Raw genomic sequence first — 20,315 nt, forward strand, 5'->3', positions numbered from 1 at the left:
CCGCGATGCGTGATTAGGTAGTACATCAACGTCATCGCGGCTTATACCTTCAGGCCTCATCCGCAGCCGCGAGCCCCGCTCTCGTCTGCACGCGCCATGCACGTGAACCGCCAAGGAAGTCGACCCAGCCAAGCGCCGCGCCCGTATGGCGCAGCAACTGGAACGTGAACGGCTCGACAATCGCCGTCACGACCGCCATCCACAGGCTCGACCCGGCGGTGTCGCCCGTCCAGCGCCGGTACAAATGCACGGTCCACAAATGAAAGGCGAAATCGATAAGAATCTTCCCCCCGATCACGCTGAAAATAGGCAAGACAATAGCGCCGCGCCGATCCACGATAAACCCCAACAGCAGCGCAAACGCCGTCAAGCCGTAGATAGGCTGCACGGTATCGAAGGCCTTCACAGGCAACATCAGCAAACCGAGGGTGCCGTAACGCCGGTTGCCGGTCATATCGCGATTCCAGTATTGCGTCTGCAAAAAGCCCGCGAACCAGCGCCGGCGTTGTCGCATGAAACCACTGAACGAACTCGGCGCGTCCGTGATGGCGTGCGCGTTGCCCACTACCCGCACATCCCAGTCCAGACCGTGATCGACGGAATGACGGCGCAGCCGGTGAATCAGTTCGTAATCCTCCACCAGGCATTGCGGATCGAAACCACCGACGGCCAGCAGCGCATCGCGGCGAAATGAAGCGAACGCGCCCGAGATCAGCAACAGGCTATCGGCGCGCATCCACGCAAAACGCGCGATGAAATTGCGGATGTATTCGTAAGTCTGGAACCACTGGAAAAAGCGCCCGCTGATCGTTTTGCTGCACACCGGAACCAGGATGCCCGCCGCGGCAACCAGGTTCGGCCGCGACGCAAACGCACTGCGCATGGCCAGGACGGCGTCATCGGCGAGACGGGTATCGGCATCGACGGTCATGACGATCGGCGTACTGATCTTTTCGATTGCCGCATTCAGCGCACGCGCCTTGCCGCCATGTGCCACGCGTAGCCAGAAGAGCGTCGGATGCACCGTCGATGCCGCGCTCAATTCTCCCTCCGCCGGCGAGACAAGGCCAAAACGTTGCGTGAGAAGCTCGGCGGTGGCGTCGGAAGAACCATCGTCGGCAATCACGATTTGCGCCGCGCTATGCGTTTGCCCGAGCAATTTCGCGAGTGTGTTGGGCAGCACGGCCGCCTCGTTATGCGACGCCACGATCACGCCGAGCTTCGGCAAACCGCGTTCGCGCTGCTTGCGATCAAGCGGCTTGCGCGGCCTGACAAGCGTCCACGATTTCGCCGCGACGAACATCAGCAGCAAGGTGTCGTAGACCACGTAGGCAATGCCCGTCGACCATGCCACCACGCCGTGCAGGAAAAACGCGCGGGCGAACAGCACGAGCCACAGCACGACCACGCCGCCGTGAATCAGCACGCTCGCGAGCGTCACGGGGCGAGGCGCCAAGCGCGGCGAAGCCTGCGCGAGCGCCTCTTCCAGAGAGGGTTTCACCACCAGATCCGGTTGGGGCGGGGTCTTTTTTGTTCGCATGGGTACGGCGTGAAGTTTCACATCCATCACGGCACCATCCGCGAGATCACCGACTTCTTGTCGATCCACTGATGTTTGAGCGCGCCGCCCACGTGCATCGCCAAAAGGGCGTACAGCGCGTAACCCAGCCACGTATGCAATGCGCCGAAACGATCGTGCAACGATTCCTTCAGGACCGGATCGAGATGCATCACGAAACCCACGCGCGGCCACGGAACCAGGCCGAAGAGATGCATTGGATGCGTGGCGGCGTCTTTCCACGCCGAGTCGTGCAGCCAGCCGGACAACGGCAACCCGATCATCAACAGATAGAGCACAAAGTGTGCGATGTGCGCGGCCATGTGTTCCCACTTAGGAAACGCCTTCGGCAATGGCGGCGGCCGATGCGAAACGCGCCACAAGATCCGTAGCAGCACCAGCCCGAGAACGGTGATGCCGATGGACTTGTGGGTATCGACGACCGGACGCACCCACGAATCGGGGAACGATTCCGCCGTCAGCCCCAGCACGACGTTGCAGATAATCAACAACGCGATGAGCCAGTGCAGGACCATCGCGGTGCGCGTGTAGCGCAGCGGCATCTCGGTCTGGGGCGGGTCTGACACCACGTTGGCAGCTTGCGTGGACATTGAAACTCCGTGCGGAAAATGAGGATCGGCTGGATGGTTCTTTCTGCAAACTGTCGCGGCGGATTGGTCTATTCAAGCCAAGCGCGAATGTTTGCAGACGACACGATCCAAACGCACCGTGGCGTCGCTTTATTCCATCGATTCTGCGGGAAAACGCGAAGTTGCGTTTGTAGCAGGTTTGTCAGTCAAGGCGTTGAAAGGGTTCGGCGGGTTCGGCGCCCTTCGCTCCCGGCGACACAAACGCCAGCACCGCCTGCGCGAATCGCAACGCGGCCGGATTCGCGGCGTCGCGGCGCGTGACAAGGTGGAGCGGCGCGGAGAACGCTTCGTCGCCGGCAACAGCGCAATACACCACGGTTTCCTGCTGGTATCGCTGCATGGATGCCGGCACGAGCGTGATACCGCCGCCCGCCGCCACCAGGTTGATGGCGCTCAGCATGCGCGGCACTTCGCTCACCACTTCTGGCTTGAAACCCGCCGCCTCGCAGGCGCGGATGAAGTCCGCGTACATGCCCGGTGCGCCCGGCCGCCGCACGAAAATAAACGACTCGCCGGCAAGCGCCTTCAGCGGCACACGCGGCTGTTTGCCCGGGCGCACGCCTTTCCCTTTCGCTGGCAGCAGCGCATGCCCGACCGGCAGCACGAGCACCATGCGCTCCTCGTGCAGCAGGTCAAAGCGCAACTCCGCGGGCGTCTCGATCGGCTTGCGCAGGATGCCGGCATCGACGCGTCCATTCACCATCCGTTCGATGATGTCAGCCGCATTGATCTCGTTCAGGTCGATGGCAATGTCCGGATGCGTCGCGCGAAAACGGCGGATCGCGGCGGTGGCCAGCGGGTGGAACGCCGCCGAACTCGTCAGCGCGATCCGCACGGAACCGAGCTGGCCGTTCGCCACCCGCCGCGCATTGACCACGCCTTGATCGAGCGTGTCGAGCACGGCGCGGGCATCGACGACAAAAGCCGCACCCGCCGACGTCAGTTCCACCCCGCGCGGCAATCGCGTAAAAAGCGCAAAACCCAGTTCGCGTTCAAGCTCCTGAATCTGCTGCGACAAAGGCGGCTGCTGAATATGCAGCCGCGCCGCCGCCCGCGTGAACTGGCGCTCCTCGGCGACGGTAAGGAAGTACCGCAGATGACGCAGTTCCATCGAGAGGCCTCACATACGTGACAGATATGGCAATGCCATCCGATATGTATTTTACATTTGCCACTGCGTTTCGTACTCTTCGATTCAAATACACATAAATGCACAGATCCGGAGACATATGGAAACCACCTTCCCATCCAACGCGGCCGATCATCCGCCCGCTTCATTGGCATCGCTCAGCAAGTCGCAGATTCGCCGCGCCGTGCTGGCTTCGGTCATTGGCAATGGGTTGGAATGGTTCGATTTCCTGATCTACGGCTACTTCGCGAAGATCATCGCGCATGTGTTTTTCCCAGTCGGTAATACCGCGCTTTCCACAACGCTGACGCTCGGCACGTTTGCGGTTGGATTTATCGTGCGGCCGCTCGGCGGGATCGTGATTGGGGCCTATGCGGATCGCGTCGGGCGCCGCAAGACTCTTTCCATGCTCATCCTGATGATGGCCGCCAGCACCTTGTTGATGGGCCTGACGCCCGGCTATTCGACCATCGGAGTCGCCGCGCCCTTGCTAGTACTGCTTGCACGCGTCATGCAGGGTTTGTCGGTGGGCGGCGAGTTCGCCACGGCCGCCGCGATGCTCACGGAATACGCGCCGCGCGGCAAGAAAATGTACTTCGGCAGCTTCCAGATGACATCGCAGGCGGTGGCGCTGGTGCTTTCCTCGGCGTTTGGTTATTTCCTGACATCGAATCTGGACCGGGCATCGCTCGAATCATGGGGCTGGCGCGTGCCGTTCCTGGTCGGCGCGCTGGTCGGGCCGGTGGGGTTTTATATCCGGCACAAAGTCGCGGAGTCGCCCGAGTTCGTGGAGTTGCGAGAACGGCTCGGCCATGCGCCGCGGCAGACCATTCGCAGCTTTTTCCGGCAACGCGGTGACGCGTCGTTGTGCGCGATGGGCGTGATCATCGTCGGGACCGCAACGAATTATCTGTGGCACACGTTCATGCCGCTCTATGTCGAGCGTCAGTTGCACTTGCCGCTCAAGAATGCGTTGTTCGGCACGGCGGTGTCGGGGCTGGTTTCCATAGTGGGTTATCCGCTCGCGGGGAAACTCGCGGACCGGATCGGCGCGTACCGGCTGTTCTTTCCGGTGACTATCGTGTGGGTGGTGATCGCGTATCCGCTGTTTGCATGGGTACTCGCGTCCCCCACGCCGGGCCGTGTTTTCGCCGCTCAAATGGTCGCGACCGTGGTGCTGAGCCTGATGTCCGGACCGCATCCCGGCATGCTCACGCAGTTGTTCCCCACTGCCACGCGCTCTACCGGCGTCGCGCTCTCGTACAACATCGCGGTGACGCTGTTCGGCGGCCTCGCGCCGCTGACCGTCTCCACGCTGATCACCGTGACCGGATCGAATATCGTGCCGGCGTATTACCTGATCTTCGCGGGCTTCGTGTCGCTCGCGCTGGTCGGGCTGACACGTTCCGGGCAACGTCTGCGCCGCGATCCCGATGCCCTCCCGCTGGATTGAAATGACTGCCGTGCTCCCCTCTTCCCCTAAAGCCCGCAATGAGCATCCGGTTGGTGCAGTCGGCAACGAACGGCTGCGCGTGGTTACGTCGCGCGGCGCGGGTACGGTGCCGTTTTATCGGTCGATCGAAGAACGGGATGCTGCGAACGTTTCGCGAATCGTGATCCTGCTGCACGGCCGGTTGCGTGATGCCGACGCTTACTTGCTCTCAGCGCAACGTGCGTTGGCGGCGGCATCGACCGATCCCGCCCATACGTTACTGCTCGTACCGCAGTTCCTCGCCACCGAGGATATTGCCGCGCACGGCTTGTCCGCCGACACGCTGCATTGGGAATGGACCTCATGGATGGGCGGCGACGACGCGCTCGGCCCGGCGCCGCTCAGTTCCTTCGATGTCCTCGATGCATTCATCGCGCAATTCGCGGATCTTGCGCGTTATCCGGCTCTGCGCGAGGTGGTGATCGCCGGGCATTCGGGCGGCGCGCAGGTCGCGCACCGGTACGCGATCGTGGGCACGGGCTGCAACGTGCCAGGCGTGCGGTGCCGGTATGTGATCGCGAATCCATCGTCGTATGTGTACTTCGACTCCGTGCGGCCCTACGCTGACGGCGTTCTGCGCCCCGCCGATACCACCGCGTGCCCCGGCGTGGATGACTGGAAGTACGGCGTGCGGCACCCGCCGCGTTACGCAAAGTCCGTGTCATTCGATACGTTCGAAACACGTTACGCGGCGAACGACGTTATCTATCTGCTCGGTCAGCAGGATTGCGACCCACACCACGACGCACTCGACCGTTCGTGTGCGGCACAAGCGCAAGGCCCCCATCGGCTCGCGCGTGGACGTTCTTATTTTTCGTACCTCAAAGCCCGTCATCCAGGGCTTGGACATCGCTGCTGGGAAGTCGCCGGCGTAGGCCACAACGGCGCAGCGATGCTCGGTTCGCACGAAGGCGTGCGGGCGTTGTTCGACGCACAACGGCTCGCGAACGTGGCCGATTCATCGACGGCCGGCGCGACGGACTAGACACCGCGCAATACATCACGACATTCAAGAACGTTGCTTCGGCGACGGGACTGCTGTCGTCCGGACGGTGCGTCGTTCGTTTCTTGATCGGTTTATCGGCAAGCGTTTGGTTGGCTCGTTTGGTTGGCTCGGTTGGTTCGTTTGTCCGATGCAAGCAGCAGTTAATAAACATACGGAGACAGCATGATCAAAAACACCCTCGCCGCTTGCGGCGTATCCCTTGTCGTCGCTGCGCTGGCCGGTTGCGGCGGTTCATCGTCCAATAACGACAGTCCGCCCCCCGTGCCGCCTACGCCACCTATTTCGTCCGCCGCGGCATGCTCTGCGCTCGGCGGGATCAAGATTGCGGCGACGTCGATAGGCGCGCCCAGCAACGGCGCAACGGTGGCGAGCGCGACACTGGTCGCGGCGTCGAGTACGTCCGGCGAGTATTGCCAGGTGAACGGCACCATTGCCCCCGTCGATACAACCGCGCCGAACATCAATTTCGAAGTCAACTTGCCGACGGCATGGAACGAAAAGGCGCTGCAATATGGCGGCGGCGGTTTCGACGGCACGCTCATCACCGGCCTTGCCGCACTCGACATGGCGCCCGCAGGTTCGTCGACACCGCTCGCCCGCGGCTACGTGACCTTCGGCGACGACTCCGGTCACCAAAGCAAAAGCATCACCGACGGTGCGTTCGCCGCGAACGACGAAGCGCTCGCCAACTACGGCGGCCTCACCCTGAAAAAAACCCACGACGTCGCCATGCTATTGCTCAAGGCGCGTTACGGCGCGGCGCCCACGAAAACCTATTTCTTCGGCAGCTCGACCGGCGGTCGTGACGGCCTCACCGTGATCCAGCGATGGCCCGCCGACTATGACGGCATTGTCGTCAACCGGCCCGCCCTTAACTACACGGGTCTGCGTCTTTCCAACGTTGTGCTTGGCCGCGCGCTTTATCTGAATGGCGGCGCGGGCTGGCTCGACGTGAACAAGACCGTGCTGCTCGAGAACACCGTGACTAAAGCCTGCGACACGCTCGACGGTGTAGCCGACGGCATCATCTCGAACGTCGCGGCCTGCAAGCTGCAAGCGCCCGCCGTGCTCGCCACCCTGCGCTGCCCGGCTGGCAAGGACACGGGAGACACCTGCCTCTCCGATGCCCAGATCGCAACCGTGAACACCATCGCCTCGCCATTGCTGCTGCCCTATCCGCTTGCGAACGGCGTCACGCAGTACGCCGGGTACAACATCCTCGCCGGCTCCGTGTTCGCGGGTCAGTACACCACGCGCAACTTCGGCACCTCACCCATACCGGCCAATCCCGCCGGCAAGAACGACGCGAACCAGTGGGTCACGGGCGACCAGTGGGTGAAGTACTTCATCACGCGTATCCCGACGTTCAATTCGCTCACCTTCGATCCGCTGAATCCCGGCGCGTATCAGGCGCAAGTCCAGCAAGTTTCAGCTGAAAGCGATGCCACCAACCCCGATCTCTCGGCGTTCATCGCGAAGGGTGGCAAAGCGATCATCACCCACGGTCTCGCCGATGAAATCGTCAGCACGGATTCGTCGGTGGACTACTACAACGCGCTGGTGCAGAAGTTCGGTCAGGCTTCCGTCGACAGTTTCGTGCGCTTCTATTTGATGCCAGGCGTTGGCCACGGCACCGGACCGTTCCTGCCGCAAGTCGATTCGCTTGGGGCGCTGGAACAATGGGCGGAAAACGGCATCACGCCGGAAACGCTCACCGTCACGGACTCGACCGCTGCGACTGCCGGGCGCACGCGCCCCCTGTGCCGTTACCCGAACTGGCCGAAATACGCGGGCGGTAACGTCAATTCCGCCGCGAGTTTCGGTTGTAGCCAGTAATCCACGAGGGAGGACGGGACGGGTCGAACTGTCGTCCGAAAGGCTTGTCGAGCAAGAGAAGCAATCGCTTTCTGCTCTGCTATAGTCTTTCCCATCCTCCCTTTCCAGATCGCGCGTGGACCACATTCCCTTATGGGCGCAAATCTGCGCCATTTTCCTGCTGCTGTTTCTCTCCGCATTCTTCTCGATTTCCGAAACGTCGATGATGGCGCTCAATCGCCATCGGCTAAAACACCTCGCCAACCAGGGTTCGCTGCGTGCTCGCGTCACGCAGGGCCTGCTTGCCAAGACCGATCAGCTGTTGAGCGTGATCCTGATCGGCAACAATCTGATCAACACGATCATTCCGGTACTGACAACGTCCATCGCGCTGCGCACCTTTGGCCATAACAATGTGGTCTTGTCGGTGACGACCGGGGTTGTAGCGTTCCTCATCATTGTGTTTGCGGAGATTGCGCCGAAGATTGTAGGCGCGACGTATCCGGAAAAGGTTGCGCTCCCGGCCAGCCTCGTTTTGTCGCCTTTGATGCGCGTGGCGAGGCCGCTCGTCTGGTTCGTCAACCTGTTCGCGAACGGCGTGCTGAAAGTGCTGCACATCAACACGAAAGGTGGCCGGGACCAGCGGCTTTCCACGGAAGAACTGCGCACCATCGTGCTGGAATCGGGCAATTTCATGCCGACCAAGCACCGCAGCATCCTGCTGAACCTGTTCGACCTGGAGAACATCACGGTCGACGACGTGATGATTCCGCGCCGCCGGATTGAAGCACTGGATTTCGATGCCCCCTTCGACACCATCCTGCATCAACTCGAGACCTGCTATCACAACAAGCTGGTGGTGTATCAGGGCGACATCGATCGCGTGCTGGGGGTTCTGCACGTGAGAAAGACGCTCTCGGCACTGCATAACCAGGAATTCGAGCGCGAGACCTTGCGCGAACTGTTGGCCGAACCGTACTTCGTCCCGGCCGGCACGCCTGTGTTTCAGCAACTGCAATTCTTTCAGGAGAGCCGGCATCGAATTGCGATTGTGGTGAACGAATATGGCGAACTGCAGGGACTGGTGACGCCGGAAGACATCATTGAAGAATTGATTGGCGAGTTCACCACGACTATTCCACGCGGGGCCGGTTCGCGTGGCGGATGGAACGAGGAAGGCGAATGCATTGTGGCGGGCAGCATGCCGTTGCGCGAGCTGAACCGCTGGCTGAAGCTGACGCTTCCCACCGACGGCCCGAAGACACTCAACGGCCTGATCCTCGAAGCCCTGGAAGAGATTCCGGACGGCGACGTGAGCGTGCGTATTGCCGGCGTGCACTTCGAAGTAATGCGCAGCGACGACCAGGCAATACGCACGGTGAAGATATTCCGGCCGCAAGGCGTGGTGCTGAGGAAACAAGGGTAGCAACGAAGCTGGGTTCATGGGCGGGTCGGGTTTCGCGTTGGGCTTCTGGTTGCACCAGCTTGCGCCTTTTCCACCTCCGCGAATCGCCTGTCGGGCCGCGTTAGCCATTCGGTCGGCTTTTTCAGCAGCGCCAAGCGTTAGCCGTTCGGCCGAGTTGGAACGAGGCGCGTGGAAGGACATGATCGGGGCATTCCGTTCACCGAGCCATGCCGATGCCATCCTCTTTCCCAGTTACGTTTTCACGGCCGCCGCCGCAGCTATCTGCTCGCCCGGCCGATGCAATCCCTGACGCCGACAATGCGCCCGCCGTTGCGTTGCTCACCGATACCCTGCGCGAAGCAGCCGCACGCGGAGCGTCCGATATTCACGTCGAACCGGGCGAGCACGAGTGGCGCATCCGCTTACGTATTGATGGTGCGTTGCATGTCTTTCTCAAGCCGCCGCCGCATTTGCGTGACGCTTTCATCACGCGGATCAAAGTGCTGGCGCGCATGGACATTGCCGAGCGGCGCGTACCGCAGGACGGACGTTTGCGATTGCCGTTGGCTAACGGAAATCCGGAAGACTATCGCGTGAATTCGCTGCCGGTCCTATTCGGTGAAAAACTCGTGTTGCGCCGCCTGGAGTCACTGCCGGCGGATCTGTCGCTGGCGGCGCTGGGGCTTGCCCCCGACCAGCAGAAGACGGTGCAAGCCGCGATCCACGCGCCCCACGGACTCGTGCTGGTCACCGGCCCCACCGGCAGCGGCAAAACCCTGTCGCTATATTGCTTTTTGCAGATGCTCAACGCGGAGTCACGCAACGTCTGTTCCGTCGAAGATCCCGCCGAAATCCAGCTTGCCGGTATCAATCAGGTCAGTGTCCGCGACAAAGCGGGCCTCACTTTCGCGGTCGCGCTGCGCGCGTTCATGCGACAAGACCCGGACGTGATCATGGTCGGTGAAATCCGCGACGCCGAAACCGCCGACGTGGCCGTGAAGGCTGCGCAAACGGGCCATCTCGTACTCTCCACGCTGCATACCAACGACGCACCCGCAGCCATCGCACGATTGATCGATATTGGCATTGCGCCCTACAACCTGGCGTCGGCGCTGAGGCTTGTTACAGCGCAACGGCTGGTGCGGCGGCTTTGCGACGCTTGTCGGCGACCTTCAGACCTGGAGTTCGAGCCGGGCTTCAAACCGTTCGAGCCCCGTGGCTGTGCCGCGTGCCATGGCATTGGTTATCGCGGCCGGGTGGGCGTGCATCAACTGATGCCCATCTCCGACACGTTGCGCGAACTGATCGTCGCGCGCACCGCCACGCACGCCGTCACGCGGCAGGCACAAAGCGAGGGCATGCCAAGCCTGCGCGACGCCGCGTTCGCACGCGTACGCGAAGGCATGACGAGCGTAGCGGAAGCCGCCGACGCGACGGAGCTTACGTGAACGTGAACATGAGCCCACTGTCTTTCGATACGCGCTTTGGCTGGCGAGGCATTGACGCAAACGGTGCGGACAAGCGCGGCAAGACAATCGCCGCGGATTCAACCCGTGCGCGCGCGGCGCTAAAGCGCGGCGGCGTCACGGTGCTGGAACTCACTGCGCTCGGTTCGGCGCCACCCCCAAAAGCCCGCGCTGCCGACGTCACGCTGTTCACGCGGCAACTCGCCGGCTTGCTGCGCGCCGGCTTGCCGCTTGCGCCGTCTCTGGATCTCATCGCCGATACCCCTTCGCGCGGTGGCCTGCCACGCATCGTGGGATCGGTTGCACGGGATATCACGCAGGGCATTGCATTTTCGGAAGCGCTGGCGCGTCATCCCGCCTGTTTCAACACGCTGTATTGCCAGCTGGTTGCCGTCGGCGAAGTGGCCGGCGCGTTGCCGGTCGTGCTCGCGCGGCTCGCCGAAGACCGCGAACGAGCAGGCGCTCAACGGGCGAAACTGCGTGCCGCGCTGACCTATCCGGTCGCGGTGCTGTTGTTGTCGCTTGCCATTACCGCAGGATTGCTGGTTGGCGTGGTGCCGACCTTCAAGACCATCTTCGATGGTTTCGGCGCTAAATTGCCGGCACCCACTTTGTTCGTGCTCGCGTTATCGGATGGCGTCGCGCGCTGGTGCGGACCGTTCGCGCTCTTTTGCGTGGTGTCCGGCATCGCGTTCAAGCGACTTCTACGACGAGTCCCCGCAGCGAGAAGCGCGTTTGACCGCGCCATGCTGAAGCTGCCGCTCGCCGGATCCCTCCTGCGAGCGTTGGCGGTAGCACGCTGGAGCCGCGCGCTCGGCACATTACTGGCGGCGGGCACACCGTTATCGGATGCATTCGATTCCTTGGCGAGCGCCACGGGCAACCGTATCTTCGATACCGCCACCGTCGAAATTGCCAGGCGGCTTCGACATGGCGAGCGGCTCGCCGCCGCCATGCGTGCGGTCGGCTGCTTTCCGCCGGATGTGGTGCAGCCTATCGCCGTGGCCGAGGAATCCGGTTCGCTCGACGCGATGCTGCTCGATCTCGCTACACTGGGCGACCGTCAGGTGGACGAACAGACCAGCGCATTCGCGAGCCTGTGCGAGCCGGTTGTGATCGTGGTACTCGGCGCATTGGTTGGCGGTCTCGTCGTCGCCATGTATCTTCCGATCGTTCAGCTCGGGAATGTGGTGTAGGTGGTGTAGGATCGCAGCCGAATTCAACCCAGGACAGTCATGCAGCCTTTGTATCAGGCGGAGTTTTCAGGCCGCTATCTCGACGCTTACGGTTCCGCGTTCGGCGCTTTGCCGCTCGCGGCGCAGTATGGTTTCGCGATCGTCTTCGGGCTGGTAATCGGCAGCTTTCTGACGGTCGTCGTGCACCGCCTGCCGATCATGCTGGAACGCGCGTGGAAGGCCGAGAACGCCATCAGCAACGAGGACGACGCGCATAAAGACGCGCTGCCCGCCCGCTACAATCTCGCCGTACCACGCAGCGCCTGCCCGCATTGCGGCCACGTGTTGCGGCCGTGGGAAAATATCCCGGTCGTGAGTTACGTGCTGCTGCGCGGCCGTTGCGCGAAATGCAACGCACGCGTAAGCGCACGTTATCCGCTGACCGAACTGGCCACGGCGCTGTTTGCCTCGCTATCGCTGTTTGCGTTCGGACCCACGCTGATCGCGCTCGCGGCGTTCGGTTTGTGCGCGACGCTGCTGGCTGCGAGCCTGATCGACTTCGACACCCGCTATCTGCCTGACACGCTGACCTTGCCGCTGCTGTGGGCCGGCCTGATCGTCAATCTCGGCGACACTGCATTCGTCCCGCTGCAGGAGGCGGTTATCGGTGCGATCGCGGGTTATCTGTTTCTCTGGTGCGTGTATTGGCTGTTCAGGCTCGTACGCGGCGTGGAAGGCATGGGTTACGGCGACTTCAAGCTGCTCGGCGCGCTTGGCGCGTGGCTCGGCTGGCAGGCGCTGCCGCAGGTAGTGCTGGTGTCGGCGCTGATGGGCGCGATCTTCGGACTGGCGGCAACCGGTATTGGCAAGATGCGCTTTGAAGAACCGCTGCCGTTCGGGCCGTTTCTCGCAGCAGGCGGCGTGATTACGTTATTTTTCGGCACGCCGCTTTACGCGGTGTTCGGCGGATAAAACGAAACGAAAAGGGAGTTGAACGATGTTCAGCATCGGCTTGACCGGCGGGATCGGCAGCGGCAAGACCACGGTGGCGGACATGTTTGCCGCGCGCGGCGTACCCGTTATCGATACAGACCTGATCGCGCACCAGATTACCGCGCCGGGTGGCGTCGCAATGCCGCTGATCGAAAGCGGGTTCGGCCCGGAATACGTTGCCGCCGACGGTTCGCTGGATCGCGCAAAAATGCGCACCCGCGTTTTCTCCGATAACGCCGCCAAAGCTCAACTCGAATCGATCACGCATCCACTGATCCGCGCCGAAAGCGAGCGCCAACGCAATGCGGCGCAAGGGGCTTATCACATCGTCGTGGTGCCGTTGCTGATTGAAGCGGGCGAACGTGCGAGCAAGGTGGAGCGGATTCTCGTGGTCGACTGCCCGGTAGACACGCAAATCGAGCGCGTGATCCGGCGCAACGGCTTCACACGCGATCAGGTGCTCGCCATCATCGCGCGTCAGGCCAAGCGTGAAGCGCGCCTGGCGGCCGCCGACGACGTCGTCGTCAACGACTCTGCCGCCACGCTGGAAACGCTGCAGCGCGAGGTGGACGCCTTGCACGTGCGCTATCTGGCAATGGCCTCGGAGACGGACAAACTGCAGAGCAAACCGGGGAGCAAACCGCGTACCTAGCAAGTGCATGCAACGCGTTCGAACTCCTCACGAACGGCGCTGAAAATGCGCGCCAAATGTGATTAAACGTGCGGATTTGCCGTGAGTTTGATGCGGCATTAGAATGTCCTCACTTTCTGCCATCGAACCTTTCGACCAACGCCGAGGCGAGCGCGCTTGATCCTTTACGAGTACCCCTTCAACGAGCGAATCAGAACGCTGCTGCGTCTCGAAGACCTTTTCGAGCGTTTCACCTTCTTTCTGACTCAAGAAGACCCGCGCGAACATCACGCAGCACTGACCACGTTGTTCGAGATCGCCGAAGTCGCCGGCCGCACGGATCTGAAAGCGGACCTGATGAAGGAGCTGGAGCGGCAACGCCAGACACTGGCGCCGTTCCGCGGCAATCCCGGTATCGAGCAGGATGCGTTGGAATCAGTGCTGGGCGAAATCGAGCAGACATTGGCCGGCCTCGGCCAGATGCAGGGCAAGACGGGTCAGCATCTGGCCGATAACGAATGGCTTGCGAGCATTCGCAGCCGTACGATCATTCCAGGTGGAACCTGCCGCTTCGATCTGCCGTCGTACTTCGCGTGGCAACAAAATCCTGCCGAGGAGCGCCGCGGGGACATCGCGAAATGGGTCACGCCCATGCTGCCGTTGCGCGACGCCGCTACTATCGTGCTGCGTCTCGCACGAGAATCGGGCCAGGCGTCGAAAGTCATGGCCATGCAAGGCAGCTATCAGCAGATGCTTTCGGGTCGAACTTATCAATTGATGCAGGTACGAGTGCCGTCCGACACGCGCCTGATTCCCGAGGCGAGTGCGAACAAGTACATGCTATGGGTACGCTTTACAGTGCAGGACGGCGATCTGAGGCCACGTGCGGTAGACGCCGACATCCCGTTCCACCTGACGTTATGCAGTCTTTAAGTTGGGCTTAGAAACCCCATTTACTGAACTCAACCTCTTTCAATCCGCTCTGCAGAATGACCACTATCGTTAAATGCCCGACTTGCGAGAAGGACGTCCGCTGGGTTCCCGAAAGCCGCTTTCGTCCGTTTTGTTCAGACCGTTGCAAGCAGATCGATCTCGGTGCCTGGGCGACCGAGAAGTACAAGATCGGCGGCAGTGAGCAAGACACGCCGCCCGATGAAGACTCGCATAGCGGCCTGAACTAGGCCGCAGCAAAACAAAGCTCTAAACCGCTTCCGCCGCGAGCCACTCCAGTACAGGAATGGCCGCGGGCAACAACGGCGTGACATCGGCGGGAAGATGCTGCCAGGATAACGCCTGGCCTTCGCGTCCGGCCGGCTCACCATTCCACGCGGTCACCTTGCAGAAATAGAGCCGCACGTACGCGTGGGGGTAATCGTGCTCGAGTGTCCGCCAGCGCTCGCAACCGGTCACCTCGATACCCAATTCCTCATGCAATTCCCGCGTGAGCGCTGCTTCAACGCTTTCCCCCGCTTCCAGCTTGCCGCCGGGAAACTCCCAGTAACCTTCATACGGTTTGCCTTCCGGGCGCTGAGCCAGCAGATAGCGACCGTCCGGTTGCACGAGCACGCCGACCGCGACGTCCGTCACCTTGCGTCCATCGGGCGCCGTGTTTAAAACGCTCGAAGTAGAAGTAGAAGCCGTCATGCCTTGCGGCCCGACCAGTCGCGGGCGAATTGCCACGCCACCCGTCCCGAGCGCGAGCCGCGTTCCAACGCCCACACGAGGGCGTCGCCGCGAGCCCCGGCAATCTCTTCTGCCTGGCAGCCGAAATGCTTCAGCCAGTGGCCGACGATCGTCAGATAATCGTCCTGCTTGAACGGGTAAAAACTCACCCACAGGCCGAATCGCTCGGACAGCGAAATCTTCTCTTCAACCACTTCGCCGGGATGAATTTCGCCGTCGGACGTGTGTTTGTAGGTCTCGTTGTCGCTCATGTATTCGGGCAACAAATGGCGCCGGTTCGACGTCGCGTAAATCAGCACGTTGTCTGATTGAGCGGAGATCGAGCCGTCCAGCGCCACTTTCAGCGCCTTGTAGCCCGACTCGCCTTCTTCGAACGAGAGGTCGTCGCAGAAAACGATGAACCGTTCCGGCCGCGCGGAAATCAGGTCGACGATATCGCCAAGATCGTGGAGATCGTCTTTATCGACTTCGATCAGACGCAGCCCTTCCGTGTGGTACGCGTTCAGGCATGCCTTGATCAGCGATGACTTGCCGGTCCCGCGCGCGCCAGTCAGCAACACGTTGTTCGCTGGAGACTTGCGCACGAACTGCCGCGTGTTCTGCTCGATAAGCCCCTTCTGGCGCTCGATATTGCAAAGATCGTCGAGCGACAATGGCGACAGGTTCGGTACCGGCTGCAGGAAACCGCGTCCCTGACGCTTGCGCCAGCGAAATGCCACGGCGCTATTCCAGTCGATTTCCGGCGGAGCCGGCGGCAACATCCCTTCTACGCGCGCCAGGACAGCTTCGGCACGGGTCAGAAATTGTTCGAGTTTATCCATGAGATTTAAGATCAGGAGCGGTAATCGGCGTTGATGCTGACGTAATCGTGCGAGAGATCGCACGTCCAGATGGTGGCGTCCGCTTGACCGCGGCCTAGCAGCACGCGGATCGCGATCTCGCTTTTCTTCATCACGCGCTGACCGTCTTCCTCGCGATACTCAGGATTACGGCCACCGTTCTTCGCGACAAGGACATCATCGAGGTATAGATCGATCTTGTTCACGTCGAGATCTGCCACGCCCGCATAACCGATAGCCGCGAGAATCCGGCCCAGGTTGGGATCGGACGCGTAGAAGGCGGTCTTGACGAGCGGCGAATGGCCGATTGCATACGCGATCAGGCGGCATTCGGCTTCGCTCGTGCCGCCTTCCACCGTCACCGTCATGAACTTGGTCGCGCCCTCGCCATCGCGCACGATCAGTTGCGCCAGCTCCTGCGCCACCGATGTCACGGCATCGCGCAACGCGACATAGGCGGGGGAGTCCGTCGATGTAATCAACGGCAGCGACGACTTGCCCGAAGCGATCACGATGAACGAATCGTTCGTCGAGGTATCGCCGTCAATGGTGATGCAGTTGAACGAGCGATCGGCAACGTGCTTGATCAGGGTATCGAGCACCGGTTGCGTGACAGCGGCATCGCAGGCGAGAAAACCGAGCATGGTCGCCATGTTCGGCCGGATCATGCCCGCGCCCTTGCTGATACCCGACAGCGTGACCGTGTGGCCATCGATCTGAACCTGACGCGATGCAGCCTTCGGCAATGTATCCGTGGTCATGATGGTTTGCGCAGCATCGTACCAGTGCGCGGGCTTTTGGTTCGCCAGCGCAGCAGGCAAACCTGCTTTCAAACGATCAACAGGCAGCGGCTCAAGAATCACGCCCGTGGAAAATGGCAGGATCTGCGTGGCTTCAAGGTCCAGCAGCGCGGCCAGCGCCTCACACGTTTCACGCGTGTGCGCCATGCCCGGCTCGCCGGTTCCAGCATTCGCATTGCCGGTGTTCACCACAAGTGCACGAATGCCCTTGCCGCCCGCACGCACTGCGTCGAGATGCTCGCGACACACCGTCACGGGCGCCGCGCAGAAACGGTTTTGCGTAAACACACCGCCGACCGTCGCGCCTTCTTCGATCTGAATGACGAGCACATCCTTGCGATTCGGTTTTCGAATGTTCGCCTCGGCCCAGCCTAGCGTGACGCCGGCGACGGGAAACAGGTGGGCGGGATCGATCGAGGGGAAATTGACGGCCATGTTCGCGACTCGCTGAAAGTGGCGAGTGCCGGTGCTCAGAAAGCGCAACGGCACGGAGATGAAAGGAACGGAGCCTGACTTGTTTGAAAGACGGACGTCCGGCGATACCAAAACCAATTTGCCAAAGACAAACGACGCATTGCTGCGTCGCCTGTCTCCAATGCTTCTTTCTTGTTACTCGCTACGGCTCTTCAACCGTCGATTATGCGAGCTTGCCGTGACAGTTTTTGTACTTCTTGCCGCTGCCGCACGGGCACGGGTCGTTACGTCCGACCTTCGGCACATCGTCCGCCGCCACGCGGGTGGCGACCGTGGTGTCGTCGCCGTACCCCATCGCCTGATTGACCATCTGCGTGGTGGCGTCGGCCGCAACGGCTGCCGCAGCCGCGCCGCCTTCCTCGAAGTCGGCGTGCTGGAACGATACATTGTCCAGATGGCTGCCCTTCTCTTCGTACTGTTCGGCGGCTTCTTCCAGCTGTTCCGGCGACTGGACCTGCACGTTCATCACGACCCGCGTGACTTCCTGCTTCACCGAATCGAGCATGGCGGCGAACAGTTCGAACGCCTCGCGCTTGTATTCCTGCTTCGGATTTTTCTGCGCATAACCGCGCAGATGGATACCCTGACGCAGATGATCCAGCGCAGCCAGATGCTCACGCCAGCGGCTGTCGAGCGTCTGCAGCATGATCGAACGCTCGAATGCGCTGAACGATTCACGTCCGACCAGTGCGACCTTTGCTTCGTAGCTTTCATCGGCGGCGGAAACCACGGCTTCCAGAATCTCGTCGGCGTCGATGGAATTCGACTCGTTGATCATCTCCTGAACGGCGAGATCGAGTGACCATTCGTTGCGCAGCACTTCTTCCAGTTCCGGAGCGCTCCATTGCTCTTCAATGCTGCCCGCCGGAATGTAGGTGCGCGTCACCTCGGTGATCACGCTCTGGCGCATGGCGGTGATGGTCTCGGCCACGTCGGTTGCTTCGAGCAATTCGTTGCGCTGCTGGTAGATCACCTTGCGCTGATCGTTCGATACGTCGTCGTATTCGAGCAATTGCTTGCGAATATCGAAGTTACGCGCTTCCACCTTGCGCTGCGCCGACTCGATCGAACGCGTGACAATCCCCGCCTCGATCGCCTCGCCTTCCGGCATCTTCAGGCGGTCCATGATCGAGCGCACGCGGTCGCCGGCGAAAATCCGCAACAGCGGGTCGTCGAGCGACAGATAAAACCGCGATGAACCCGGATCGCCCTGACGTCCGGCACGGCCGCGCAATTGATTGTCGATACGACGCGACTCGTGCCGTTCCGTACCAATGATATGCAGCCCGCCCGATGCCTTCACGCGGTCGTGCAGCGCTTGCCATTCGTCTTCGAGATGCTTGATGCGGCGTTGTTTTTCTTCGTCGGAGAGCGATTCGTCCGCTTCGATAAACGACGACTGCTTCTCGACATTGCCGCCCAGCACGATGTCCGTACCGCGACCGGCCATGTTCGTCGCAATGGTGACCGCGGCCGGCCGCCCGGCTTCCGCGACAATCGCCGCTTCGCGTGCGTGCTGCTTCGCGTTCAACACTTCGTGCTTGAGGCCCGCTTGCGTGAGCAGGCCGGACAGCAACTCCGACGCCTCGATGGACGTCGTACCCACCAGCACCGGCTGCCCGCGCTCGACGCAATCGCGAATATCGCGTGTCACGGCGTCGTAGCGTTCCTTCGCCGTCTTGTAGATCTGATCCTGCTTGTCGATCCGCTTCGGCGGCCGGTTCGTCGGGATCACGACCGTTTCCAGGCCGTAGATCTCGTTGAATTCGTACGCTTCGGTGTCCGCCGTGCCGGTCATGCCGGACAGCTTCGAATACATGCGGAAGAAGTTCTGGAACGTGATGGACGCAAGCGTCTGGTTCTCGTTCTGGATCTTGACGTGTTCCTTCGCTTCCACGGCCTGATGCAGGCCGTCCGACCAGCGCCGGCCGGTCATCATGCGGCCGGTGAACTCGTCGACGATCACGACTTCGTTGCCCTGAACGACGTAATGCTGGTCACGGAAAAACAGCGTGTGCGCGCGCAACGCAGCGTACACGTGGTGCATCAGCGTGATGTTTTGCGCCGCATAAAGGCTTTCGCCTTCACCGATCAGACCCCACTCGGCCAGCAGGCGCTCGGCCTTTTCGTGACCTTGTTCGGTCAGGAAAACCTGACGCGCTTTTTCGTCGAGCGTGTAGTCGCCCACTTTCTCGACACCCGTGCCGTCCGCCTTCTCTTCGCCGATCTGCTGCTCGAGCAGCGGCGGCAGCGCGTTCATGCGCACGTAGAGTTCAGTGTGATCTTCGGCTTGGCCGGAAATAATGAGCGGCGTACGCGCTTCGTCGATAAGAATCGAGTCCACTTCGTCGACCACCGCGAAATTCAGCGGACGCTGCACGCGCGCGTGGGTCTCGTAGACCATGTTGTCGCGCAGATAGTCGAAGCCGAACTCGTTGTTCGTGCCGTACGTGATGTCCGCGGCATAGGCTTCCTGCTTCTGCGCATGTTCCATCTGCGAGAGGTTGATACCCCACGACAACCCGAGGAAGTTGTAGAGCTTGCCCATCCACTCGGCGTCGCGTTGCGCGAGGTAATCGTTCACCGTGACCACATGCACGCCGCGCCCGGACAACGCGTTCAGATACGCAGCCAGCGTAGCGACGAGCGTCTTGCCCTCGCCCGTGCGCATTTCCGCGATCTTGCCGTAATGCAGCACCATGCCGCCGATCAACTGGACGTCGAAGTGACGCATCTTCAGCACGCGCTTGCTGGCCTCGCGGCACACCGCGAACGCTTCGGGCAGCAACCGGTCGAGCGACTCGCCGCTCGCCACGCGCTGACGGAACTCGTCGGTCTTCGCGCGCAGTTGCTTGTCCGTGTACTGCTCGATCGTCGGCTCGAAAGCATTGATCGCCGCAACGGTCTTTTGGTACTGCTTGACTAGGCGCTGGTTGCGACTGCCAAAAAACTTTTGGAGGAAACCGGTGGTCATCGGATCAGTGTCTGCGTCGCGGTATTGGCTTAGAGCGCGCTGGGTGCGTCCCGGTTCGGGGAACCTCGGCGGCTTAAGTCCATGGGTGAAATCGAATCGGGGATTTTAGCACGCGCCTCCGATAGAGCTTGCGTGCACATCGTTTGTGGTACATCGGCCCGGCGGCACGTCAGAGCGGTTCAAACCGGCAAGCGCGCCGCCATGTCACAGGGTGCGCAGCGTTAC

At 61.5% G+C, this 20,315-nt stretch carries 17 protein-coding genes; 10 read left to right on the forward strand and 7 right to left on the reverse strand.

Annotated features, from left to right (window positions below; all coding sequences use genetic code 11):
• Positions 1–49 precede the first annotated feature (49 nt).
• The 3 genes from HB376_RS30005 to HB376_RS30015 form a co-directional block, all read right to left on the reverse strand.
• Entirely contained in the window at positions 50–1,501 is a 1,452-nt protein-coding gene (locus tag HB376_RS30005) for a glycosyltransferase (protein WP_213767308.1), read from the reverse strand.
• A gap of 65 nt (positions 1,502–1,566) precedes the next feature.
• Entirely contained in the window at positions 1,567–2,169 is a 603-nt protein-coding gene (locus tag HB376_RS30010) for a cytochrome b (protein ID WP_213767309.1), read from the reverse strand.
• A 181-nt stretch (positions 2,170–2,350) separates the two neighbouring features.
• Positions 2,351–3,319, reverse strand: a complete 969-nt coding sequence (locus tag HB376_RS30015) for a LysR substrate-binding domain-containing protein (protein WP_213767310.1) — start codon at positions 3,317–3,319, stop codon at positions 2,351–2,353.
• 118 nt (positions 3,320–3,437) lie between these two features.
• Between HB376_RS30015 and HB376_RS30020 the strand changes: the two genes are divergently transcribed.
• From HB376_RS30020 to yacG, 10 genes are all read left to right on the forward strand, one after another.
• Positions 3,438–4,790: an MFS transporter gene (locus HB376_RS30020; RefSeq protein WP_213767311.1), complete on the forward strand. Its 1,353-nt coding sequence runs from the start codon at positions 3,438–3,440 to the stop codon at positions 4,788–4,790.
• A 1-nt stretch (position 4,791) separates the two neighbouring features.
• Positions 4,792–5,814, forward strand: coding sequence for a hypothetical protein (locus HB376_RS30025; RefSeq protein WP_213767312.1), 1,023 nt, complete (start codon positions 4,792–4,794; stop codon positions 5,812–5,814).
• A 183-nt stretch (positions 5,815–5,997) separates the two neighbouring features.
• Complete coding sequence (locus tag HB376_RS30030) at positions 5,998–7,671, forward strand: tannase/feruloyl esterase family alpha/beta hydrolase (RefSeq protein ID WP_213767313.1); 1,674 nt, start codon at positions 5,998–6,000, stop codon at positions 7,669–7,671.
• Positions 7,672–7,786: 115 nt separating this feature from the next.
• Positions 7,787–9,076: a CNNM domain-containing protein gene (locus HB376_RS30035; protein ID WP_213767314.1), complete on the forward strand. Its 1,290-nt coding sequence runs from the start codon at positions 7,787–7,789 to the stop codon at positions 9,074–9,076.
• A gap of 212 nt (positions 9,077–9,288) precedes the next feature.
• Positions 9,289–10,503: an ATPase, T2SS/T4P/T4SS family gene (locus HB376_RS30040; protein WP_213767315.1), complete on the forward strand. Its 1,215-nt coding sequence runs from the start codon at positions 9,289–9,291 to the stop codon at positions 10,501–10,503.
• Positions 10,504–10,511: 8 nt separating this feature from the next.
• Positions 10,512–11,717 carry a type II secretion system F family protein gene (locus HB376_RS30045; RefSeq protein WP_213767316.1) on the forward strand — a complete coding sequence of 402 codons (1,206 nt, stop codon included), beginning with the start codon at positions 10,512–10,514 and terminating at the stop codon, positions 11,715–11,717.
• 39 nt (positions 11,718–11,756) lie between these two features.
• Positions 11,757–12,668 carry an A24 family peptidase gene (locus tag HB376_RS30050; protein ID WP_213767317.1) on the forward strand — a complete coding sequence of 304 codons (912 nt, stop codon included), beginning with the start codon at positions 11,757–11,759 and terminating at the stop codon, positions 12,666–12,668.
• Positions 12,669–12,693: 25 nt separating this feature from the next.
• Entirely contained in the window at positions 12,694–13,341 is a 648-nt protein-coding gene (gene coaE / locus HB376_RS30055; protein WP_213767318.1) for a dephospho-CoA kinase, read from the forward strand.
• Between the two features lie 156 nt (positions 13,342–13,497).
• A complete protein-coding gene (zapD, locus tag HB376_RS30060; RefSeq protein WP_031360708.1) occupies positions 13,498–14,253 on the forward strand; it encodes a cell division protein ZapD in 756 nt (251 codons plus the stop codon).
• Between the two features lie 56 nt (positions 14,254–14,309).
• Complete coding sequence (gene yacG, locus HB376_RS30065; RefSeq protein WP_213767319.1) at positions 14,310–14,501, forward strand: DNA gyrase inhibitor YacG; 192 nt, start codon at positions 14,310–14,312, stop codon at positions 14,499–14,501.
• A gap of 19 nt (positions 14,502–14,520) precedes the next feature.
• Here yacG and HB376_RS30070 read toward each other — a convergent pair whose 3' ends face one another.
• From HB376_RS30070 to secA, 4 genes are all read right to left on the reverse strand, one after another.
• Positions 14,521–14,964, reverse strand: a complete 444-nt coding sequence (locus HB376_RS30070) for an NUDIX domain-containing protein (protein WP_213767320.1) — start codon at positions 14,962–14,964, stop codon at positions 14,521–14,523.
• Positions 14,961–15,824 (reverse strand): ATP-binding protein, encoded by an 864-nt coding sequence (locus HB376_RS30075; RefSeq protein ID WP_213767321.1) that lies wholly within the window; start codon positions 15,822–15,824, stop codon positions 14,961–14,963. The genes HB376_RS30070 and HB376_RS30075 overlap by 4 nt, the downstream gene beginning before the upstream one ends.
• Positions 15,825–15,835: 11 nt before the next feature.
• Complete coding sequence (argJ, locus tag HB376_RS30080; RefSeq protein WP_213767322.1) at positions 15,836–17,077, reverse strand: bifunctional glutamate N-acetyltransferase/amino-acid acetyltransferase ArgJ; 1,242 nt, start codon at positions 17,075–17,077, stop codon at positions 15,836–15,838.
• A gap of 202 nt (positions 17,078–17,279) precedes the next feature.
• On the reverse strand, positions 17,280–20,090 hold the full coding sequence (gene secA, locus HB376_RS30085) for a preprotein translocase subunit SecA (protein WP_213767323.1): 2,811 nt from the start codon (positions 20,088–20,090) through the stop codon (positions 17,280–17,282).
• Positions 20,091–20,315 lie beyond the last annotated feature (225 nt).

The sequence above is a fragment of the Caballeronia sp. dw_19 genome (assembly GCF_018449515.1).
Taxonomy (GTDB): Bacteria; Pseudomonadota; Gammaproteobacteria; order Burkholderiales; family Burkholderiaceae; genus Caballeronia.

Bases quoted from the DNA above. Each gene is read 5' to 3' on its own strand.
- HB376_RS30010 (WP_213767309.1), bottom strand. From the start codon at position 2,169: ATGTCCACGCAAGCTGCCAACGTGGTGTCAGACCCGCCCCAGACCGAG.
- HB376_RS30015 (WP_213767310.1), bottom strand. From the start codon at position 3,319: ATGGAACTGCGTCATCTGCGGTACTTCCTTACCGTCGCCGAGGAGCGC.
- HB376_RS30020 (WP_213767311.1), top strand. From the start codon at position 3,438: ATGGAAACCACCTTCCCATCCAACGCGGCCGATCATCCGCCCGCTTCA.
- HB376_RS30025 (WP_213767312.1), top strand. From the start codon at position 4,792: ATGACTGCCGTGCTCCCCTCTTCCCCTAAAGCCCGCAATGAGCATCCG.
- HB376_RS30030 (WP_213767313.1), top strand. From the start codon at position 5,998: ATGATCAAAAACACCCTCGCCGCTTGCGGCGTATCCCTTGTCGTCGCT.
- HB376_RS30040 (WP_213767315.1), top strand. From the start codon at position 9,289: ATGCCATCCTCTTTCCCAGTTACGTTTTCACGGCCGCCGCCGCAGCTA.
- HB376_RS30045 (WP_213767316.1), top strand. From the start codon at position 10,512: ATGAGCCCACTGTCTTTCGATACGCGCTTTGGCTGGCGAGGCATTGAC.
- HB376_RS30050 (WP_213767317.1), top strand. From the start codon at position 11,757: ATGCAGCCTTTGTATCAGGCGGAGTTTTCAGGCCGCTATCTCGACGCT.
- coaE (WP_213767318.1), top strand. From the start codon at position 12,694: ATGTTCAGCATCGGCTTGACCGGCGGGATCGGCAGCGGCAAGACCACG.
- yacG (WP_213767319.1), top strand. From the start codon at position 14,310: ATGACCACTATCGTTAAATGCCCGACTTGCGAGAAGGACGTCCGCTGG.
- HB376_RS30070 (WP_213767320.1), bottom strand. From the start codon at position 14,964: ATGACGGCTTCTACTTCTACTTCGAGCGTTTTAAACACGGCGCCCGAT.
- HB376_RS30075 (WP_213767321.1), bottom strand. From the start codon at position 15,824: ATGGATAAACTCGAACAATTTCTGACCCGTGCCGAAGCTGTCCTGGCG.
- argJ (WP_213767322.1), bottom strand. From the start codon at position 17,077: ATGGCCGTCAATTTCCCCTCGATCGATCCCGCCCACCTGTTTCCCGTC.
- secA (WP_213767323.1), bottom strand. From the start codon at position 20,090: ATGACCACCGGTTTCCTCCAAAAGTTTTTTGGCAGTCGCAACCAGCGC.